General features: G+C 46.0%; 13 protein-coding genes and 2 tRNA genes. 14 read left to right on the top strand and 1 reads right to left on the bottom strand.

Annotated elements, in window-relative coordinates:
• Nucleotides 1-2: 2 nt before the first annotated feature.
• The 12 genes from ACRJJO_RS01580 (at nucleotide 3) to gpmI (ending at nucleotide 11,605) form a co-directional block, all read left to right on the top strand.
• The gene (locus ACRJJO_RS01580; protein ID WP_014148702.1) at nucleotides 3-683 is read left to right on the top strand and encodes an NADH:ubiquinone reductase (Na(+)-transporting) subunit D; all 681 of its coding nucleotides are present in this window, start codon (nucleotides 3-5) and stop codon (nucleotides 681-683) included.
• On the top strand, nucleotides 683-1,291 hold the full coding sequence (gene nqrE / locus ACRJJO_RS01585; protein WP_341325421.1) for an NADH:ubiquinone reductase (Na(+)-transporting) subunit E: 609 nt from the start codon (nucleotides 683-685) through the stop codon (nucleotides 1,289-1,291). The genes ACRJJO_RS01580 and nqrE overlap by 1 nt, the downstream gene beginning before the upstream one ends.
• A gap of 12 nt (nucleotides 1,292-1,303) precedes the next feature.
• Nucleotides 1,304-2,524 (top strand): NADH:ubiquinone reductase (Na(+)-transporting) subunit F, encoded by a 1,221-nt coding sequence (nqrF, locus tag ACRJJO_RS01590; protein WP_431064233.1) that lies wholly within the window; start codon nucleotides 1,304-1,306, stop codon nucleotides 2,522-2,524.
• 42 nt (nucleotides 2,525-2,566) lie between these two features.
• Nucleotides 2,567-3,631: an FAD:protein FMN transferase gene (locus ACRJJO_RS01595; protein ID WP_431064234.1), complete on the top strand. Its 1,065-nt coding sequence runs from the start codon at nucleotides 2,567-2,569 to the stop codon at nucleotides 3,629-3,631.
• A complete protein-coding gene (gene nqrM / locus ACRJJO_RS01600; RefSeq protein ID WP_404361194.1) occupies nucleotides 3,628-3,807 on the top strand; it encodes a (Na+)-NQR maturation NqrM in 180 nt (59 codons plus the stop codon). Before ACRJJO_RS01595 ends, nqrM begins: the two co-directional genes overlap by 4 nt.
• Before the next feature lie 225 nt (nucleotides 3,808-4,032).
• Entirely contained in the window at nucleotides 4,033-4,428 is a 396-nt protein-coding gene (locus ACRJJO_RS01605; protein WP_404361195.1) for a CBS domain-containing protein, read from the top strand.
• A 17-nt stretch (nucleotides 4,429-4,445) separates the two neighbouring features.
• Nucleotides 4,446-5,900, top strand: a complete 1,455-nt coding sequence (gene sbcB / locus ACRJJO_RS01610) for an exodeoxyribonuclease I (RefSeq protein WP_431064235.1) — start codon at nucleotides 4,446-4,448, stop codon at nucleotides 5,898-5,900.
• 767 nt (nucleotides 5,901-6,667) lie between these two features.
• A complete protein-coding gene (locus ACRJJO_RS01615) occupies nucleotides 6,668-8,254 on the top strand; it encodes a hypothetical protein (RefSeq protein ID WP_431064236.1) in 1,587 nt (528 codons plus the stop codon).
• Nucleotides 8,255-8,500: 246 nt separating this feature from the next.
• Complete coding sequence (locus ACRJJO_RS01620; protein ID WP_431064237.1) at nucleotides 8,501-9,043, top strand: hypothetical protein; 543 nt, start codon at nucleotides 8,501-8,503, stop codon at nucleotides 9,041-9,043.
• 50 nt (nucleotides 9,044-9,093) lie between these two features.
• Nucleotides 9,094-9,168 (top strand) — tRNA-Gly (locus ACRJJO_RS01625).
• A gap of 47 nt (nucleotides 9,169-9,215) precedes the next feature.
• Nucleotides 9,216-9,289 (top strand) — tRNA-Cys (locus ACRJJO_RS01630).
• A gap of 663 nt (nucleotides 9,290-9,952) precedes the next feature.
• A complete protein-coding gene (gene gpmI / locus ACRJJO_RS01635) occupies nucleotides 9,953-11,605 on the top strand; it encodes a 2,3-bisphosphoglycerate-independent phosphoglycerate mutase (protein WP_431064238.1) in 1,653 nt (550 codons plus the stop codon).
• Nucleotides 11,606-11,818: 213 nt separating this feature from the next.
• Here gpmI and ACRJJO_RS01640 read toward each other — a convergent pair whose 3' ends face one another.
• Complete coding sequence (locus ACRJJO_RS01640) at nucleotides 11,819-13,765, bottom strand: helix-hairpin-helix domain-containing protein (protein ID WP_431064239.1); 1,947 nt, start codon at nucleotides 13,763-13,765, stop codon at nucleotides 11,819-11,821.
• 330 nt (nucleotides 13,766-14,095) lie between these two features.
• Between ACRJJO_RS01640 and ACRJJO_RS01645 the strand changes: the two genes are divergently transcribed.
• Nucleotides 14,096-15,196, top strand: coding sequence for a response regulator (locus tag ACRJJO_RS01645; RefSeq protein ID WP_431064240.1), 1,101 nt, complete (start codon nucleotides 14,096-14,098; stop codon nucleotides 15,194-15,196).
• Nucleotides 15,197-15,200: 4 nt separating this feature from the next.
• Nucleotides 15,201-17,462, top strand: coding sequence for a PAS domain S-box protein (locus ACRJJO_RS01650; protein ID WP_431064241.1), 2,262 nt, complete (start codon nucleotides 15,201-15,203; stop codon nucleotides 17,460-17,462).
• The last annotated feature ends 737 nt before the right edge of the window (nucleotides 17,463-18,199 follow it).

The following is an 18,199-nucleotide window of genomic DNA, read 5'->3' on the forward strand; positions in this document are numbered from 1 at the left end:
TCATGAGTGCAATATTAACGAGCGAAACTAAAAAGGTTTTAATTAAACCTTTAATTAACGAAAATCCGATAACCCTTCAGGTATTGGGTATCTGTTCGGCTCTGGCGGTGACGTCGCAAATGTCGACGTCATTGATCATGGCGATTGCTTTGACGTCGGTAACGGCGTGTTCAAGCGCATCAATCAGTTTAATCCGGAATCATATTCCGAGCAGCATCCGGATCATCGTGCAAATGACGATCATCGCGTCTTTGGTTATTGTTGTTGATCAAATATTGAAGGCGGTTGCTTACGACATCAGCAAGCAATTATCGGTATTTGTCGGCTTGATCATCACTAACTGTATCGTGATGGGGCGTGCCGAAGCTTATGCGATGAAAAACCCGCCACTGGAAAGTTTTATGGACGGCATCGGTAATGGACTAGGCTATAGCTTGATTTTGGTTATTGTCGCATTTTTCCGTGAATTGTTCGGTTCCGGCAAACTTCTTGGTATCGAAATTTTCGAATTGACCAAAGATGGAGGTTGGTACGATCCGAATGGTTTGATGCTGTTGCCGCCTAGCGCGTTTTTTATTATCGGAATGATCATTTGGGTGTTTCGTCAATTCAAGCCCGAGCAACGCGAGCATGTTGAATTTGAAATCATGCCGATTGCTCACGGTGAAGGAGGGCATCACTAATGGAAGCTTATATCAGTTTGTTTGTTAAAGCGGTTTTCATCGAAAACCTGGCGTTATCGTTTTTCCTGGGGATGTGCACATTCCTGGCGGTTTCGAAAAAGATTTCTACCGCGATGGGTCTTGGTATTGCTGTGATGGTCGTGCAAACTATCACAGTTCCGGCCAATAATATTATCTATCACAGCTTGTTGAAAGAAGATGCGTTGTCATGGCTAGGGATTACCGGCGTCGACTTGAGCTTTCTATCGTTGTTGAGCTGCATCGGTATGATCGCCGCACTGGTTCAAATCCTGGAAATGATTTTGGATAAGTTCTTTCCGGCCTTATACAATGCCTTGGGTGTTTTCTTGCCGTTGATTACGGTCAACTGTGCGATTCTTGGCGGCAGTTTGTTCATGATCGAGCGCGATTACAGTCTGGGCGAAAGTGTCACTTACGGAATCGGCAGTGGTTTCGGCTGGGCATTGGCTATTACGGTCATGGCCGGCGTGCGCGAAAAGCTCAAATACAGTGATATACCGGGGGGCCTGCAAGGTCTTGGCATCACTTTTCTTACCGCGGGTCTGATGTCTCTTGGCTTCATGGCTTTTTCTGGAATCCAACTTTAAAAAGGTATCGTAATGCTGGAAATTGCATTAGGAATTATTATTTTCACGGTTATCGTGATTGCGCTGGTCTTCGTGATCATTGGCGCAAAGAGTAAATTGGTGGCTTCGGGAGACGTTGAAGTTCTCATTAACGATGAAAAATTGATTCATGTTCCTGTCGGCTCCAAGTTATTAACCGCGTTAGCGGACAACAAATTGTTCGTTCCCTCGGCTTGTGGCGGCGGCGGGTCATGCGCGCAATGCCGTGTGAAAATATCTGAAGGAGGCGGCGAAATTTTACCGACTGAACGTTCTCATATCACTAAACGCGAAGCGGCAGAAGGCGAACGTCTGTCTTGCCAAGTAACGGTAAAGCAAAACATGAAAATTGAAGTCGAAGATTCTGTTTTCGGCGTCAAAAAATGGGAATGCACTGTCAAGTCGAATCATAACGTTGCGACGTTTATTAAAGAATTGGTTTTAGATTTGCCGGAAGGTGAAGCGATCAATTACCGCGCAGGCGGTTACATTCAAATTGAATGTCCTCCTCATGTCGTAAAATACAAAGATTTCATTGTAGAAGAACGTTTCCGTGAAGATTGGGATAAATTCAATCTTTGGCGTTATGTTTCCGAAGTCAAAGAGCCTGCCTTGAGAGCTTATTCGATGGCAAGTTATCCTGAGGAAAAGGAAATCATGTTAAATGTCAGGATCGCCTCGCCGCCACCGGGAGCACCTGAAAACGTTCCGCCAGGCATCATGTCATCCTACATCTTTAATTTAAAACCAGGCGATAAGTGTATTATTTCGGGTCCTTACGGCGAATTCTTCGCGCAAGATACCGATAAGGAAATGGTTTTTATCGGCGGTGGCGCAGGTATGGCTCCGATGCGTTCGCATATCTTCGATCAATTACGCCGATTAAAGTCGAAACGCAAGATAACCTTCTGGTACGGTGCGCGCAGTAAGCGCGAAATGTTCTATGTTGAAGACTTCGACATGCTGGCGGCCGAGAATGATAACTTCGAATGGCATGTCGCGTTGTCCGATCCCCTTCCTGACGATGACTGGGACGGGTACACAGGCTTTATTCACAATGTGTTGTATGAAAATTATCTTAAAAACCATCCGGCACCGGAAGATTGTGAATACTACATGTGCGGGCCTCCAATCATGAACTCGTCGGTTATCAACATGCTGTTGGAAAACGGAGTTGAACCTGAAAGTATCTTCTTGGATGATTTCGGCGGTTGATAATTTAAAGGCAAACACCTCTCCCGAGTCTTTCGGGAGGGGATGAAAAAAAGATCTATGAATGTAAAACAAAATCAACGAGGATTCGGGATTTTCCTGGTCCTCGTTTTTTTATTGGTGGGCTGTGATGATCAGGGGACTAGTAAACCGGTTTTCCCTTTCGAGATGACCGGTCAAACGATGGGTACCAGTTTCAGCATCAAAGCATCGGTGTTGCCTGACGGGGTCAAAACCAACCAGCTTAACATTGAGATTAAAGAATTGCTGGAACTCGTCAACGATCAGATGTCTACCTATCGGCCGCAATCAGAATTATCGATAATCAATAACAGCGACTCTGTCGAATGGCAACCGGTTTCCGAGGCTCTTTACAGTGTTTTGGCCGAAGCTAAACGCATTAGTGACTTGACGGAGGGCGCCTTTGATATTACGGTTGGTCCGTTAGTCAATTTATGGGGCTTCGGTCCTGATCCTTTATCGTTTCAGGCACCTTCGAACGAAGCGATTCTTCTTGCGATGCGTCGAATCGGTTATCGGAATCTGAAGTTAAGAGACGAACCATTATCGATCAAAAAAAATCATTCTGATCTCTATCTTGATTTATCAGCGATCGCTAAAGGTTATGGGGTCGATCAAGTTGGTTTGCTGTTGGAAAAGCTAGGTATTAAAGATTATTTAGTTGAAATTGGCGGCGAGCTTCGATTGAGAGGACGCAAACCGGATGGTAATGCTTGGCGTATTGCTATAGAAAAGCCGTCTTCAGAGCAGCGAATGATACAGAAAATCGTATCGATTACCGATATGTCGGTGGCGACCTCCGGAGATTACCGAAACTATTTTGAAGTAGAAGGGGTCAGATTTTCACATACAATCGATCCAAGAACGGGAAAATCTATCAATCATAATCTTGCCTCGGTAACGGTATTGAGCGAAACCGCGATGGAGGCTGATGCATGGGCAACAGCCTTTATGGTCTTAGGCGCTGAAGACGGTTTACGATTGGCAGAGCAACTACATCTTCCTGTCTTATTTATGACTAAAACCGCGCAGGGGTTCAGTGAAACATCAACCTCTGCGTATCGCGATTATTTTAAGGAGGGACAATGACTTATTTTTTAGTAACATTTGTATTTATGCTCATTGTTATTGCGATAATGGCAGTGGGCGTTATTTTTGGAAGAAAAGCTATCAAGGGCTCGTGCGGCGGGGCTAATAAAGGCGATTGCGTTTGCATTAAAAAGTGTGATAAAAGAAAAAAAATGGAAGCGGAAGGACAAGTTTAACACTTGTGTTTGTGTGTAATGGTTCCTTTTGTTGATATAGTTCGCGCGGTCATGTTTGCGGTTTTTATGGCAAAGCTATTTTGTTCGGTAGCAAGGCGCGAAAACAGGCGCATAGCAAGCTATGTAACTGTTTTCGTAACGCAGATACCGGACAAAAGAGCGCGTCAGAAATCCGCAAAAGTGGCCGCGCGAAGTATAATAATAACCATAATCAGGAGTTAATCCATGCTGGCTAAAATTACTGTTGCCGATTATATGACCAAAAGAAATATGGTCACACTCAAGGAAAATGCCAATGTCGTTGAAGCAATTAAACAATTACTTTCCCATAAAATTACGTGTGCTCCCGTGATAAACGGTCAAGGCAAGTTAGTCGGTATGTTCTCCGAAAAGGATAGCATGAAGGTCGTATTGGAATCGGCTTATAACCAAGGTTCGGCGGGTAAGGTTTCCGAATTTATGTCCACGGATATTGTTTCGGTCGATGCGGATGCGAGCATCGTCGACATTGCGGCTAAGTTCAAGGATTCTACGATTAGAAGTTTTCCTGTTTTTCGAGATTCTGAACTTGTTGGCGTTGTCAGTCGGACCGATGTGCTGAAAGCCCTGGTCAATCTTTAATAGGCTGTCGATCCATTGTGACCGGACGGACTTTTTATTGGCATGACTACGAAACGTTCGGAATAGATCCTAGGCGCGATAGGCCGGTTCAATTTGCCGGAATTCGCACCGATTATGATTTCAATGTTTTAGGCGATCCGCTTGTCATTTACTGCAAGCCCGCACTCGATTGTCTTCCCGATCCCGTTGCCTGTTTAATTACAGGCATTACTCCGCAAATTGCTGAAGCAAGAGGCATTTGCGAGGCTGAGTTTATCGAAGCGATTTCTCGTGAAATTTCTCAGCCTAATACTTGCACTCTAGGCTATAACAATATTCGTTTTGATGATGAAGTCACACGCAATACTTTGTATCGAAACCTTTACGACCCTTATCAACGAGAGTGGCAAAACGGTAATTCGCGTTGGGATATAATCGATGTAGCCCGAGCCGCTTACGCGCTTCGTCCCGGCGGTATTGAGTGGCCGGTAACCGAACAGGGTGTGGTTACTTTTCGGTTGGAAGAATTGACTAAGGCTAATGGTATTGAGCATGCGATGGCTCACGATGCCTTGTCGGATGTTTACGCAACGATAGCCGTGGCTAAACTGATTCGAGAGTCGCAACCGAAACTATTTAATTTTCTTTTTGATAATCGAGTTAAATCTGCTGCAAACCGTTTGTTGCAAACAGGCAGCTTTAAACCGGTTGTTCACATTTCAGGAAAATACGCTGTCAGAAATCATTGTATGGCCGTGGTTCTGCCTATTTGTCGGCACCCGAGCAATAACAATGGAATCGTGGTTTATGATCTTTCTAGTGATCCTGAAATTCTGCTTAATTTGTCTGTCGATGAAATCAAGCAAAGAATTTTTACAGCTATAAAAGATCTTCCGGAAGGAGTCGAACGGATTCCGCTAAAAACCGTGCATGTCAACAAATGCCCTGTTCTGGCGCCGATAGCAGTCATAAGGCCTGATGACGCAGTGAGGCTTAATTTAGATATCGATCGTTGCTATCGGTATATTGATAAAATCCGCAACGATTCTAATATCTTAGAAAAAATTACCCATGTCTTTGAAACGGATTTTCCGGGATCTGATGCCGACCCTGATTTGATGATTTACAGTGGCGGTTTTTTCAGCGATAGTGACAAAAAAACAATGGAGAAAGTTCATAAAACTCTTCCTGAGGATTTAGCTAGCTTGCGTTTAAACTTCAGCGATCCGCGGTTACCGGAAATGTTTTTCCGATATCGAGCCCGGAACTATCCTGAAACGTTAAATGAGGAGGAGTGGCCTCGCTGGATGAAAGATTGTGTTAATCGTTTAACCGGTGCTGTTAGCAATGGCATGACTATTAATGAGTATTGTTCAAAACTGCAGGAGTTGCAGGCCGAGAGCTCAGCGGATCCAGCAATTTTATCGGCGTTGCGAGAATATGCGCTGGATAAAATGAGACTTTTGTCGATTGCCGGAATGGATTCAGAATAATTTTAATAATAATAATCCCTTTATACTTAAAAATGGCTAACTTTATGAAGACATGAGGGTTTGGTTAGCGAAAATGTCGGCAGCTGCGCAAATTTTTCTTCTCGGCAGTTTCTGAGTTACAGGGATGTAATGAATGCAGAAAATGCAGGAGCATTTTCTGTCCTGCATCGCCAAAGCGCCTACTGTTGGTGCCTTAATATACGCCACCCTTGGTGTTCGTGAACTGTCGTCAAGCCTCCAGCACCTGAATTTCATAGAATATTGACTATAATTAAAAATTTTATGTGCTAGGTGAATACGATCTTGTAAGTTCTATAATCCTAGCGGGGGTCATAGAGTCTCCACCGGCACTCCGGGGCTTCTGTGTAAGCCGGTTCCGATATTTGATGTGCTTAGGATTTTGTGAAAAATAACTTCTAGGCGCTATGAGTTTTGTCGCGGGTTCGGTAACTCACTTGACGGGGTGCCGTGTATCTTGCACTTAAATTATCTAAGACATACCAATGGGCTATGGAATTTAGGTGCTGGGTGAATGCAGATTTTGCCGGAGCAAAAATCTGTCCTGCCGACGACACCTATCAATCGAGTTACCGAACCTGCTTACCTTGCGCATTAAAAATAGGGAAGTTGTTTATGACCGAATCCTTTAAAGGTGTATAAAAACATTTGTAATAATCGAGCGTTTTTTCTGTATATTTGTTGCAAACGAGATGTTGGGTCAAGCACATGTTTCAGTTTTTGGTTGAGCGCTTAAACCTGAGGGATCAGTGAAAAATTCTTTTTTTTTAGTAATACCCGCCCAACAGAATATTCCTGAAAGATTAAGAATATTCGAAGAAAAGGCATTGAAACATTGGTTGGATGAGCTGCCGGTTGCCAACCCCGGGTTGTCTACGCGTTTAATATACGATTTTTTGAAAGAGTTTAATAGTCTGGCAATGAGCGCTCAGACCCGTCTCGATGCGCTGGAAATATTAAGTTTTCGAGTTTCCAGTGTAGAGGAATATTTGCGTTTCAGATTAATGCAGGAGGGATTTCCGAAAGAGCCTGACGAGCACAAAATATTTAACGTATTGATCGCAATAGAAAAGGAATTTACGCTCGGCTATTGGATTGTTGTGAAAGAGCTTACTCGCAGAAGCTTAGGTTGGTTTCAAGGTAAGAGTGCTCCTTTGTCTATTCAAAGAGCGATCAGAGGTCTGAGCAACATTGTCGTCAGTTATTATCTAATGAATTTTCCGGTTCCGGATTGGGTATGGATAGATATTCATTCGCTGTATCGCTTAAGCGTGAAAATCAAAAAAGATTCGACCAATGTTCCTAAAAGTCATTTAGAACCAGGGCAGGGGCTTTCTGTGGGTGATTGCTATAGGCAAATTTTGTTGCTTTGCCTGGCTGAACCTTCGGGTCTTATGCAAAAAGAGGTGTTGCAGGTATATAATTTCATTGAACAACACAGCGCTCATTTGGTGATAGGTCATAGTCCCTTCGAGACTCAGCCACATCAATGCATTATTTTGACAGATGAGGACCAAGGACCTCATTTTATATCGGAATCTGCTCCGCCTTCTGATTCTTCGGTTTTATATTTGGGTTTTAATAAGCTAATAAAAGTACTTCAAAACAAATCCAGGTTTGTCTCGAAGGAGCAAGCGCGTTTTAGTTCATTAATGCTAGTGAAAGACGGTGATGGCTTATTGCCGGCTGAATTACTAGATTATTTGATTTCGAGATGGACCGGAATCGAGTTTCATGGCGTGCCGGTATTCGGTGACAGGTTGGAGCGGTATTTTTGTATTGGATTGGAAGCATGCCACGATTTGCTTAGCGGAGACCCCGCGAACAAATTAGGAGAGGATGAGATGTTAGCCGAGTCGGCTTCGGAAAGGTCGCTGGCGTGCCACTTCAACAAGGCAGGCATGATCTCAATCGGAAGTTTAATCGGTTTTAGAAAAAAAAATTCACCGATTTCTAAACGATCACTAGGTGTTGTCAACAAAATTACTTCAGTTAAAGCTGACGGAAAGATTGGATTTGAAATCCAATTGTTGGCTAATCAAGTGTTTGCGGTTTCTTATAAGTCTTACACAAGGAACGAAACAGACGAGTTACCTCAAAAAGCATTGATTTATGGCGTTAAGAGTCAAGAAAGCGAAAAAAGCTTTATCATACTTGAGTCCTTTAATCTTAAAGATGGTGATTTGATTCGTATGGCTATGAATAACGAAACGTTCCCGATTATTCTCCGGGATAGAAAAAATATTGGATTGGGTTATTGGCAGTTCGAATGTAGAAGAGTCGAGGAGTTAAGTGCTCAAAAGACTGAAACCAAAAAAGGATATGACTTCATTTGAGTAGGCCGGATTTAACTAAAGCGTGCTAAAAAACTCTGATAATTCTAATTATTATTGAAGTAGAGTTAAGTGACTTAATTTTAAGCTTGAAAACTTTTGCTATCGTGGTAATTTGATCAGTCCGAGTCGAGTGTATTAGCATTGCAATACTTAATACAATGGGATTAGGTTTGTACTGACTTTGTTTGATAAGGAGTAGAGACCTATTATTAACTTTATAATAACTAGAAGATTGAGAGGAAAAATATGAGCAGCGAAGACAACAATAACCAAGCTTCGGAAAGCACCCAGGAAACAATTGAAAAAGAGACAGCTTCAAAGAGTTCTGAAGATAAAGCAGAATCAATAAAAAAAATGGCGGGTGGTTTTTTAAGTTCCGCATTGAAGCTCAAGGATGAAAAACCTAAGGTTTTTTACGGTGCTGTAGGCGGTGTCGTAGTCTTGTTGGGTATTATGATGTTCGGAGGCGGGTCAGGTTCCTCCGTATCTGGGCCGGCTATGAAAAACTTGGTTATCGGTCAAAAATATGTTCTACAAGGGCCGAATGCTTACGATAAGGACTCCACAATACGATTGGTTGCCGTACCGGGTACGATTGCAGCTTATGATGATACAGAAGAAGACGACAGAGTAGGTGGATGTAAACATATGGCGCCTGGAACACCTGTTACTGTTCTAGGTTTTCAAGATGCTTTCGGCAAAAAAAATGCCTTCGCTAACGTAAAAATTGAAGCAGAAGGTGAATGCCAAGGCAAAACAGCTTGGACCAATTCAATAAATGTTCAATAAAAAGTTGACTGGCTAAAATATTCAAGTATAATGTTCGTTATTGAAGCGATGCGGGAATAGCTCAGTGGTAGAGCACAACCTTGCCAAGGTTGGGGTCGCGAGTTCGAATCTCGTTTCCCGCTCCAATAAGTTTTTAAGCCGCGAATCTCGCGGCTTTTTTATTTAATACTATGGCTGCGTAGCAAAGTGGTTATGCAGTGGCCTGCAAAGCCATCTACGCCGGTTCGATTCCGGCCGCAGCCTCCATTGATTTTCAAAAAACCGCTTGTCAAAGCGGTTTTTTTTTGCTTGAAATTTATCGCACTAATTCAACTAAATACACTCATTTTTCAGCGGTAAAGTTTATCGACCGTTAGCACTTGGGTTTAAATTCAAAAAAACCATACACTACACTGATAGAAATCTCCTGGCTCATTAAATTCTACGCACTTGGATCTATTTGAAAAATGTTCTAAGCAGAATCAATGGTTTACGGCGTTTGCAATAAATAGGTTAGAATAACTAATTAGGAATAGTTTAAACAACTTTGCTGAAAATACCTTTCGCCCTTCAAATTTCGGTGATTCTTAAGGAAGCGCCGGGGCGATCGGTCCCTCACTTAACGCTAAGTGAGGGACCAACATGGGTGCAGGCATAGAGCCTACATGGTCGCTTCACCCAGCCCTAAATTACCCAAGATGGTTAACCATAGCAAATGGACTATGGAAATTAGGTGCTGGGTTCACTGCGTCCTTTGACGGTCTCGCCGGTGCCGAATTTTGATCTACGATGGGTATAGGTAAGTGTGTTAGCTATGGCGGTCTTTATGAGTTATCAGCGGATTCAGATAGATTCAGCTAACGTATCATTATCGATGTTCATATTGAAACCGAATTAAATAGTCTTAGCGTATCTCTAAAGGAGTTTGAAATGATTGAATTAAAAAAGAATAAGGATTTTGCAGGGCCTAAGGGACCTTTGGTATTGGCCATTATGGATGGTATAGGAATTGGTAAAAACCCGGAAAGCGATTTTGTGTTGCAATCTGCGACCCCAAATTTGGATTGGCTGCGAGAACAAGCCTTATATACTGAGTTACGTGCTCATGGCGTTGCAGTGGGTTTGCCGGATGACGGCGACATGGGCAATTCGGAAGTCGGCCATAACGCCATTGGTTGCGGTCGTGTTTTTTCTCAAGGGGCATCCTTGGTTGGCAAGGCGATCGAATCCGGGGCTATGTTCGCGCCCGAGTCGGTTTGGGATGAGCTTATTCGAAACGTCATTAACAAAGAGTCGACTTTACATTTTATAGGCTTGTTTTCGGACGGCAATGTGCATTCCAATCTGAATCATTTGGAAGCGATGTTGCGGAAAGCCAAGGCACAAGGCGTTAAAAAGGCGCGAATTCATGCCTTGATCGATGGTCGCGATGTGCCTCCGACCTCGGCGCTGGAATATGTCGAGCGCTTCGAAGCCTTTTTGAACGAGATCAATTCCGACGGCAGCGTCGATTATTGTGTCGCATCCGGCGGCGGACGCATGAACATTACGATGGATCGTTATAATGCCAACTGGGATATGGTGCGGCGCGGTTGGGATACGCATGTGAAAGCCGAAGGCCGGCGCTTTGCTTCCATGAAGGAAGCGATAGAAACCTTCCGTAAAGAAAAACCCGGCATCTTGGATCAAGATTTACCCGCGTTCGTCATCGAGCGTGACGGAGCGCCGGCAGGACCGATTGTCGATGGCGACAGCGTAATCTTCTTTAACTTCAGAGGCGATCGGGCATTGGAAATTACCAAGGCCTTTGAAGCGGACGAATTGAACGAGTTCGATCGTGGTCCGAAACCGGATGTGTTATATGCGGGTATGATGCAATACGACGGCGATCTTGGTGTGCCCGAGCGTTATTTGGTAACGCCGCCCGCGATCGATCGTACGATGAGCGAATATTTGTCGAACGCCGGCGTAAAGCAGCTGGCGATTTCCGAAACCCAGAAATTTGGACACATGACCTATTTTTTCAATGGGAATAATTCCGGCAAATTCCCGACCGAGACATGGGTGGAAATTCCGTCGGATTCCTGTCCGTTCGAGGAAGCGCCGCGTATGAAAGCGGACGAAATCACCGATGCCGTCGTGCAGGCGATCGAGAGCAGGGAATATAAATTTATCCGCTTAAATTATCCGAATGGCGATATGGTCGGTCATACCGGCGATGTTAATGCGGTAAAGGTGGCTGTCGAAGCCGTCGATCAAGGTATCGGCAGGATTATCGAGGCGCTGAAAAAGACCGGCGGAATTCTGGTGTGTTCGGCAGACCACGGTAATGCGGACGACATGTGTGAGTTGGATAAAAAGACAGGTAAGCTTGTGCTCGACGATGAAGGTAAGTTCAAGCCGAAAACGGCGCACTCGTTGAATCCGGTCCCGGCAATCATTTACGATCCTTCAGGGGCGGCGCATGCGAGTTTGGCCGGAGTGCCAAACGCCGGTATTGCGAATCTGGCGGCGACTTGCATCTCGTTGTTAGGCTTTGAGCCGCCGGAAGATTATGTTCCAAGCCTTGTGAAAGTCGGTTAAGTTACTGTGATAGCTCGTAGATTTGGACTCTTTATCTAATTTTTCGATACGAAAAACAATGCCGGTTCCGAAGAGGGTGCGGTTGCTCGTCTGACAGGTGTCGGCGGCAGGGAGCCGCCGTCAAGCCTACATGGACGTATTCACGGCGTCCTGTCGGGCGAGTGGCCGCACCCTCCCCACGCCTCGAACTTTCATTTGCAAAGGGATAATTTATTAACCGATCAAATCCAGATATTCGGCTTCGCTCAGTATGCGAACGCCGTGTTTTTCGGCGGCATTTAATTTTGTTGCGCCTACCTTTTCCCCGATGACTAGGTAGTCGGTTTTACCGCTGACCGCGCTACCGACTTTCGCGCCCATTGCTTTGGCTTCGCGAATCATATCCTCGCGCGAGCCTTGTTGCATCGTGCCGGTGAACACCAAGGATTTGCCGGCGATAGGGCTTTGTCCCTCAGGCATTTCCTGGGTTTTGGTTTCGTTCAATGCAAAACCTAAACGATATAAGCGGTTGAACAACGGTTTGATTTTTTTCAAACCTTTCAGCACGACATCGGCGGTTTTTTCGGCGAAGCCTTCGAGCGCGACGATCTCTTCTTCGCTCAACGAAAAAATTTCCGGTAAACGGTAGTGCGCGAGCAGTTTTTCGCAGTTGCCCAGCCCCATTCGGAACACGCCGAACGCAGCCAGAAAACGCCAGTCCTCGATCGGTTCGGACAAACTGCGCTGCAATTGATCAACTAGATTTTGCGACTGTTTCGGGCCGAAACCCATCGCTTCGAAATCCGATGCGTTCAGTTGGTAGATCTTATCGATCGTTCGGATATCGTTATCGTAAAGCTTTGCGATCGTTGCCGGGCCGAAGCCGTCGTTATTGCCGAGTACCCGAAAAAAGTGTTCTATCGAATGACTGACTTGGGCGGGGCAGTCGAAATTGTTCGTGCAGTATAAAAAGTCGCCATCCCAAACCAACTCGCTGCCGCAACTCGGGCATTGTCCCGGAAGGTCGGGTTCGGCCGGTGTGATGACTTCCTCGATTTTGGGGATTACTTCGCCACTTCGGGCGAGTTTAATCAGTGCACCGGGACCGATGCCTTTGTCGACGACCATTTTATAATGGTGAGCGGTCGCTCGTTGCAACAGTGCGCCGCTCAAGCGGATCGGTTCGACTTCGACGACCGGTGTGATGCGGCCTGAGCGCGAGGTTTGCGGTACGACTTGGAGGATTTTGACTTCGGCTGTCGCGACATTCTCTTTGTAGGCGATTTGCCAACGATGATGATGGCGGGTGGCGCCAATATGGGTTTTTATTCGCTCGTCGGTAATTTCCAGTATTACGCCGTCGACGTCATAATCTACCGCATGCCAGATTTGTTTTACAATCTCATCGAAGCGCTCGGAAAGTTCTGTCCAACTGCCTTGCCAAGCGGGGAGCATGGCAAATGGAAAAAAAACCGCGGCCCGATCCTTGATGGCCTGTTCGGCATGTTGCTCCAGTTCTTTTTCCTTGATGACGCTGGCCTGAAAATTACGCGTGTTATCGAAAAACTCGGATAGGTAACGCTGAAAATAGGTTTTGCTGACGACGATTTCGCCGACGCCTAGTCCGCGGGAGCCATTATCCGCGACTTGTAAGCCGCGCTCGAAGACGCGTGTGATGTCGGTGCCTTTTCTGCCGTCGCCGCGCGTATAAAGCCGTTCGCCGTCGTCATAGGCCGCATAGCCGTCCAGTTTCGGCGTTACCTTGAAAACGACCGAATCGAAGGCTATGTCCAGTTCGTCGGCCGCTTTTTGGATACGCTTGGCCCAATTCTCGATTTCGCTCTGGCTATAAGCCTTGTCGGTCGATAGCATTCTGACCGGTAATTCAACCGTCTTACCGGCGAAAGCCGATTCCGGTTCGACGCGCGTTACGAAAGGGTGGTTCGGATGACGGCGCTTCAGTTCGGCGATAAAAGTAAAGTCGTACTCGGCATCGCTAATCAGTGCATCGCCGCCTCGATATAAGGCATTGACTATCTCGATGAATTCGATGAGTTCCTTGTCGTTGAGTTTCGATTCGTCGGTCGCGCGCGAGGCGATTGCCCATAGTTTTTTTTCGTTTAGATGTTTTAATTGAACATTTGAGTGCTCGAGAATGTCTTTTTGATTATCGGTTAGCATCTGCGGAATGATTTAATAATTTTTATGCGGATAAGGACGAAATTATAGCCGAAATCTCCATATGACGCCTGAGTGGCTGCCGAGCGGTATGCGGAAGACACTAGGTTGAAGCAATCTTCCTATCGGATCAAAAAATATATCCATAATCGTTGTGCGGCACTTGCGTTTGTATGTTAGATTTAACGAAAATTTCGTAGCTATTAAGTCACCTTCAATTCTCGTTCCCATGCTCTGCGTGGGAACGATTAGGAGGGGGAATAATTACAAAATTTCAGGTGCTTGGAAGTTTTTAGCGCTCTACTCCATTTTCACTCATCCATGAGCCTGTCAATGCCGGAAAACTCTAACGCTAAAATACTGATCGTCGACGACTCGCCGGAAAATTTATGCGTTCTCAGCGATTTGCTACAAACTCAATTTCAAGTACGCGTTGCCACGTCCGGAGAGAAGGCCTTGCGTATTGCCGGTACTGCGCCGCATCCCGATTTAATTTTGCTCGATGTGATGATGCCGGGTATGGACGGTTATCAAGTATTTAAGCATTTACGAGCCGATTCAACCACGCGAGATATTCCGATTATTTTCGTGACTGCGATGGACAGTGACGAAGCGCAACTTCAAGGTTTGGACTCCGGTGCGGTCGATTATATTACCAAACCAATTTCGCCTCCGATCGTCATGGCGCGCGTTCGAATTCAATTAGAGCTTAAACAAGCGCGCGATCGCTTGTCGCATCAAAACGCCTGGTTGGAGGCGGAGATTGCCCGGCGTATGGCGGAAAACGAGTTGATACAGGAAGTCAGTATCAGGGCTCTCGCTCATCTGGCCGAAGCGCGCGATCCCGAAACCGGCAATCATATTTTGCGCACCCAAGGATATGTGCAGGAGTTGGCCATGGCTTTGCTGGATTCCCCAGGATTTTGCGATGTGCTGACCGATAAATTTATCAAGCTATTAAGTCGTTCGGCGCCGTTGCACGATATTGGCAAGGTTGGCATTCCCGATGCTATCTTGCTAAAACCGGGACCATTGACATCTGACGAATGGGCCGTGATGAAGACGCATGCCCGTATCGGTAGCGAAGCGATAGAAATGGCCGAACAAGAAGCCGCAGGACAAGTCGAGTTTTTGTCTTTGGCTAAGGAAATAGCCCATTGGCATCATGAAAAATGGGACGGTTCGGGTTATCCGGATGGCTTGTACGGCGAAAGCATACCGGCTTCGGCGCGCATCATGGCGCTGGCCGATGTATTCGATGCTTTGATTTCTCCGCGTGTTTATAAGGCGCCGATGAGTTACGGTGAAGCCAAGGATATTATTGCTTCGGGGAGCGGAAGTCATTTCGACCCGGTCATGGTCGATGTGTTTTTGAAGCATTTCGATGTGTTTTGCGAAATCGCCGACCGATATAGCGATTCGGTAATGGTATAAGAAAATGTCTCGTCGATACCGCCGGGCTGAAATCATCTGTGTCGTATTGACTTATGCGTTATGCGCAGCATTGTGGATATTCTTTTCCGATAGGTTGCTATCAAGGCTTATTGACGAACCGAATAAAATAGCGTTAATCAGCACCATTAAAGGCTGGGTCTTCGTTATTGTCACATCGTTGCTGCTTTTTCGATTAATGCACCGCTTGATGGACCGGGAAACCATTGCAGAAAATACCGAGAATAATCATTTCAATACAGGCTTGTATTGGACGGTATTGATTGTCGCCGTTTTCTTATTCGTATTTGCATATAGCCAATATCGATCTTTCGGCAATCAACTATTGCAATTATCGCCAATACGATCGGCAACGATGCAAGACTCGGCTTGGTTGGGACTTGCCGGTTTAATCTCGATATTTACAATTGGGACGGGGTTCTTTCTATTACGCCAACAGGAACGCTTAGCCGAGTCTCAAGAAATACAACGGGCTCAAGCGGAGCGGTTGAAGGCGCTCGGTTTATTAGCCGCAATTGCCGACAGTTCGAACGATGCGATATTTGCAAAGGACTTGGAAGGTCGTTATACGCTTTTTAACCCTGCTTCGGAGCGTTTTACCGGAAAAAGGGCCATCGATGTTTTGGGGCTTGACGATGCGGTGCTTTTTTCGCCCGAACAGGCCGAAATGCTTATCGCGAACGATCGGGCCGTATTGGAGAAAGGCCATACCATCACTTACTACGAGGATCTCGAAGTTTCGAACGAAAAACGTACATTTCTTGCCACTAAGGGGCCTTTGTTCGATAACGATAGCAATGTCATCGGGATCTTCGGGATTTCCCGCGACATAAGCGAGCTAAAGCACGCGGAACAGTCGTTACGAAATAGCGAGGAGCGCTTTCGGGCATTGGTGGAGCAATCGCTAGCCGGTATTTATATCATTCAGGATAATCGATTTCGCTACATCAATCCTGCTTTTGCATCGATTTTGGGATATGACTCAACGCAGCATATTATCGACACATTGGCGGTCGACGATTTAATTAGCCCTGAGTATCGTGAGGAAGTCACCAATAACATCGCTAGCTTGATCAATGGAACGGTATCCTCGATCAGTAATTACCGTTTTACCGCATTACGCCGCGACCGAAGTCCTGTGTATATCGAAGCGCATGGCAGTGCCTTCGACTATCAAGGCCGGCCGGCTGTCATAGGGCTCTTTCTAGACATCAGCGCGCGCAAAGCCGCCGAAGACGCACTTCGTGAAAGCGAGCGGCGTTTTTACGATATCGCCAATGTTTCTGCGGACTGGATTTGGGAAATCGACACAAACGCGCGTTACATTTACACATCCGACGGCGTATTCGAAATGCTTGGATATGCGCCCGATGAAGTGCTAGGTAAGACACCCTTCGATTTTATGCCCTCCGAAGACGCCTACAAGCTACGTGAATGGTTTGCAGGAATTAAGACCCATCGTAAATCGTTTCGTGACATTGAGAACATGAACCGGCACAAAGACGGTCACTTACGTTGTATCATGTCTCACGGTACGCCGATTCTCGATGATGGTGGTCAATTGCTCGGTTTTCGAGGCCTCGATCAAGATATCACGGAACGAAAGCAAGCAGAATTGGCTCTGCGGCAAAGCGAAGCGTTTAAGCGTGCGATTTTGGACTCGGTTAATGCGCATATCGCCGTATTGGATAAACAGGGAATCGTTGTAGCGGTCAATCAACCGTGGCGGCGCTTTGCTCAGGACAACGGACTGGCGTCCGGAGAGGCGTTTAATTCAGTTGATGTCGGCGTAAATTATTTGGACGTTTGTCACAGAAGCACCGGCCCATCGTCCGAAGGCGCGATGACGGCAAGAGACGGAATTTTAGCGGTTTTGGAAGACCGTGTTCCAGTTTTTTACTTGGAATATGCCTGCCATTCGCCGGAACGGCAGCGGTGGTTTATGATGACAGTCACTCCATTGGAGACAGAGGAACACTGCGTGGTTATCGCTCATACCGATATCACCGCTCGTAAGACCGTTGAAGAGACGCTCCGCCGGCAAACCGAAGAGCTAGAGGATCGTAATCAGGAGTTGCAACGTTTTAATCGCGCGGCGGTCGGGCGTGAGCTCGAGATGATTGCTTTAAAGCAGAAAATCAATGAACTTTCTAAGCGGCTAGGACACAGTCCGCCTTATCCGCTAGCTTTTCTCGATAATTCTCAGCAAGATACGCAGTTCAACGAAACCGGTAAGGAATTAGCGTGAAAAAACTTAAGCTTTTGATATCCTCAATACTCTCCCGGAGGGAGTTGTAGTGTATTCATCGTCACCACGCTCCGTGCTTGTCGTTATGCGCATTTCTTTTTCGATACGCTGCCGGCCTCCAGCGCGATGGCAAAATCATGCAAGCGCAGGAACTCTGTAGGGTACGCTGTGCGTACCAGGGTAACCCTGCCAATTTCAACACAAGCCCTTATGGTTCGATCTAGGTAAGGATTCGGTGTTTAACGGCATGGAGGTACGCGCAGCGTACCGATAAAATATATACCTTTCGCACTTCAAATTTCGGCAGTGCCTAAGGAGGCACCGGGGTGCCTGGCAAAGGCTTTGCCAGCATGGATGCTGGCATAGAGCCTACATGGACGTATTTACCCAGCACCTAAATTCCATAGCCCATTGGCCATGGTTAATTGTCTTGGATAATTCATCCAGCACCTAAATAAGCCATGATTTTGATTCATTGCCAAAGACCTATGGAATTTAGGTGCTGGATTTAGGTGCTGGGCTTACGGCGTCCTTTGACTGGCCCCCGGTGCCGAATTTTGATCTACGATGGGTATAGCGACAAGGGCAGAGCGAGCTAACCATTTGAAATGCTTATCTACGGCCGTGTCGGCAAGAACGCCCGATTGTAAAACCTACGCCACGCTTTAACGACTCATCTTAGATTAAGTTCCAGGATCTATTGAAATATGTTAAATACAATCCATTTTTTAGCCTTG

The organism is Methylotuvimicrobium sp., from assembly GCF_050611805.1.
Lineage (GTDB): Bacteria > Pseudomonadota > Gammaproteobacteria > Methylococcales > Methylomonadaceae > Methylotuvimicrobium.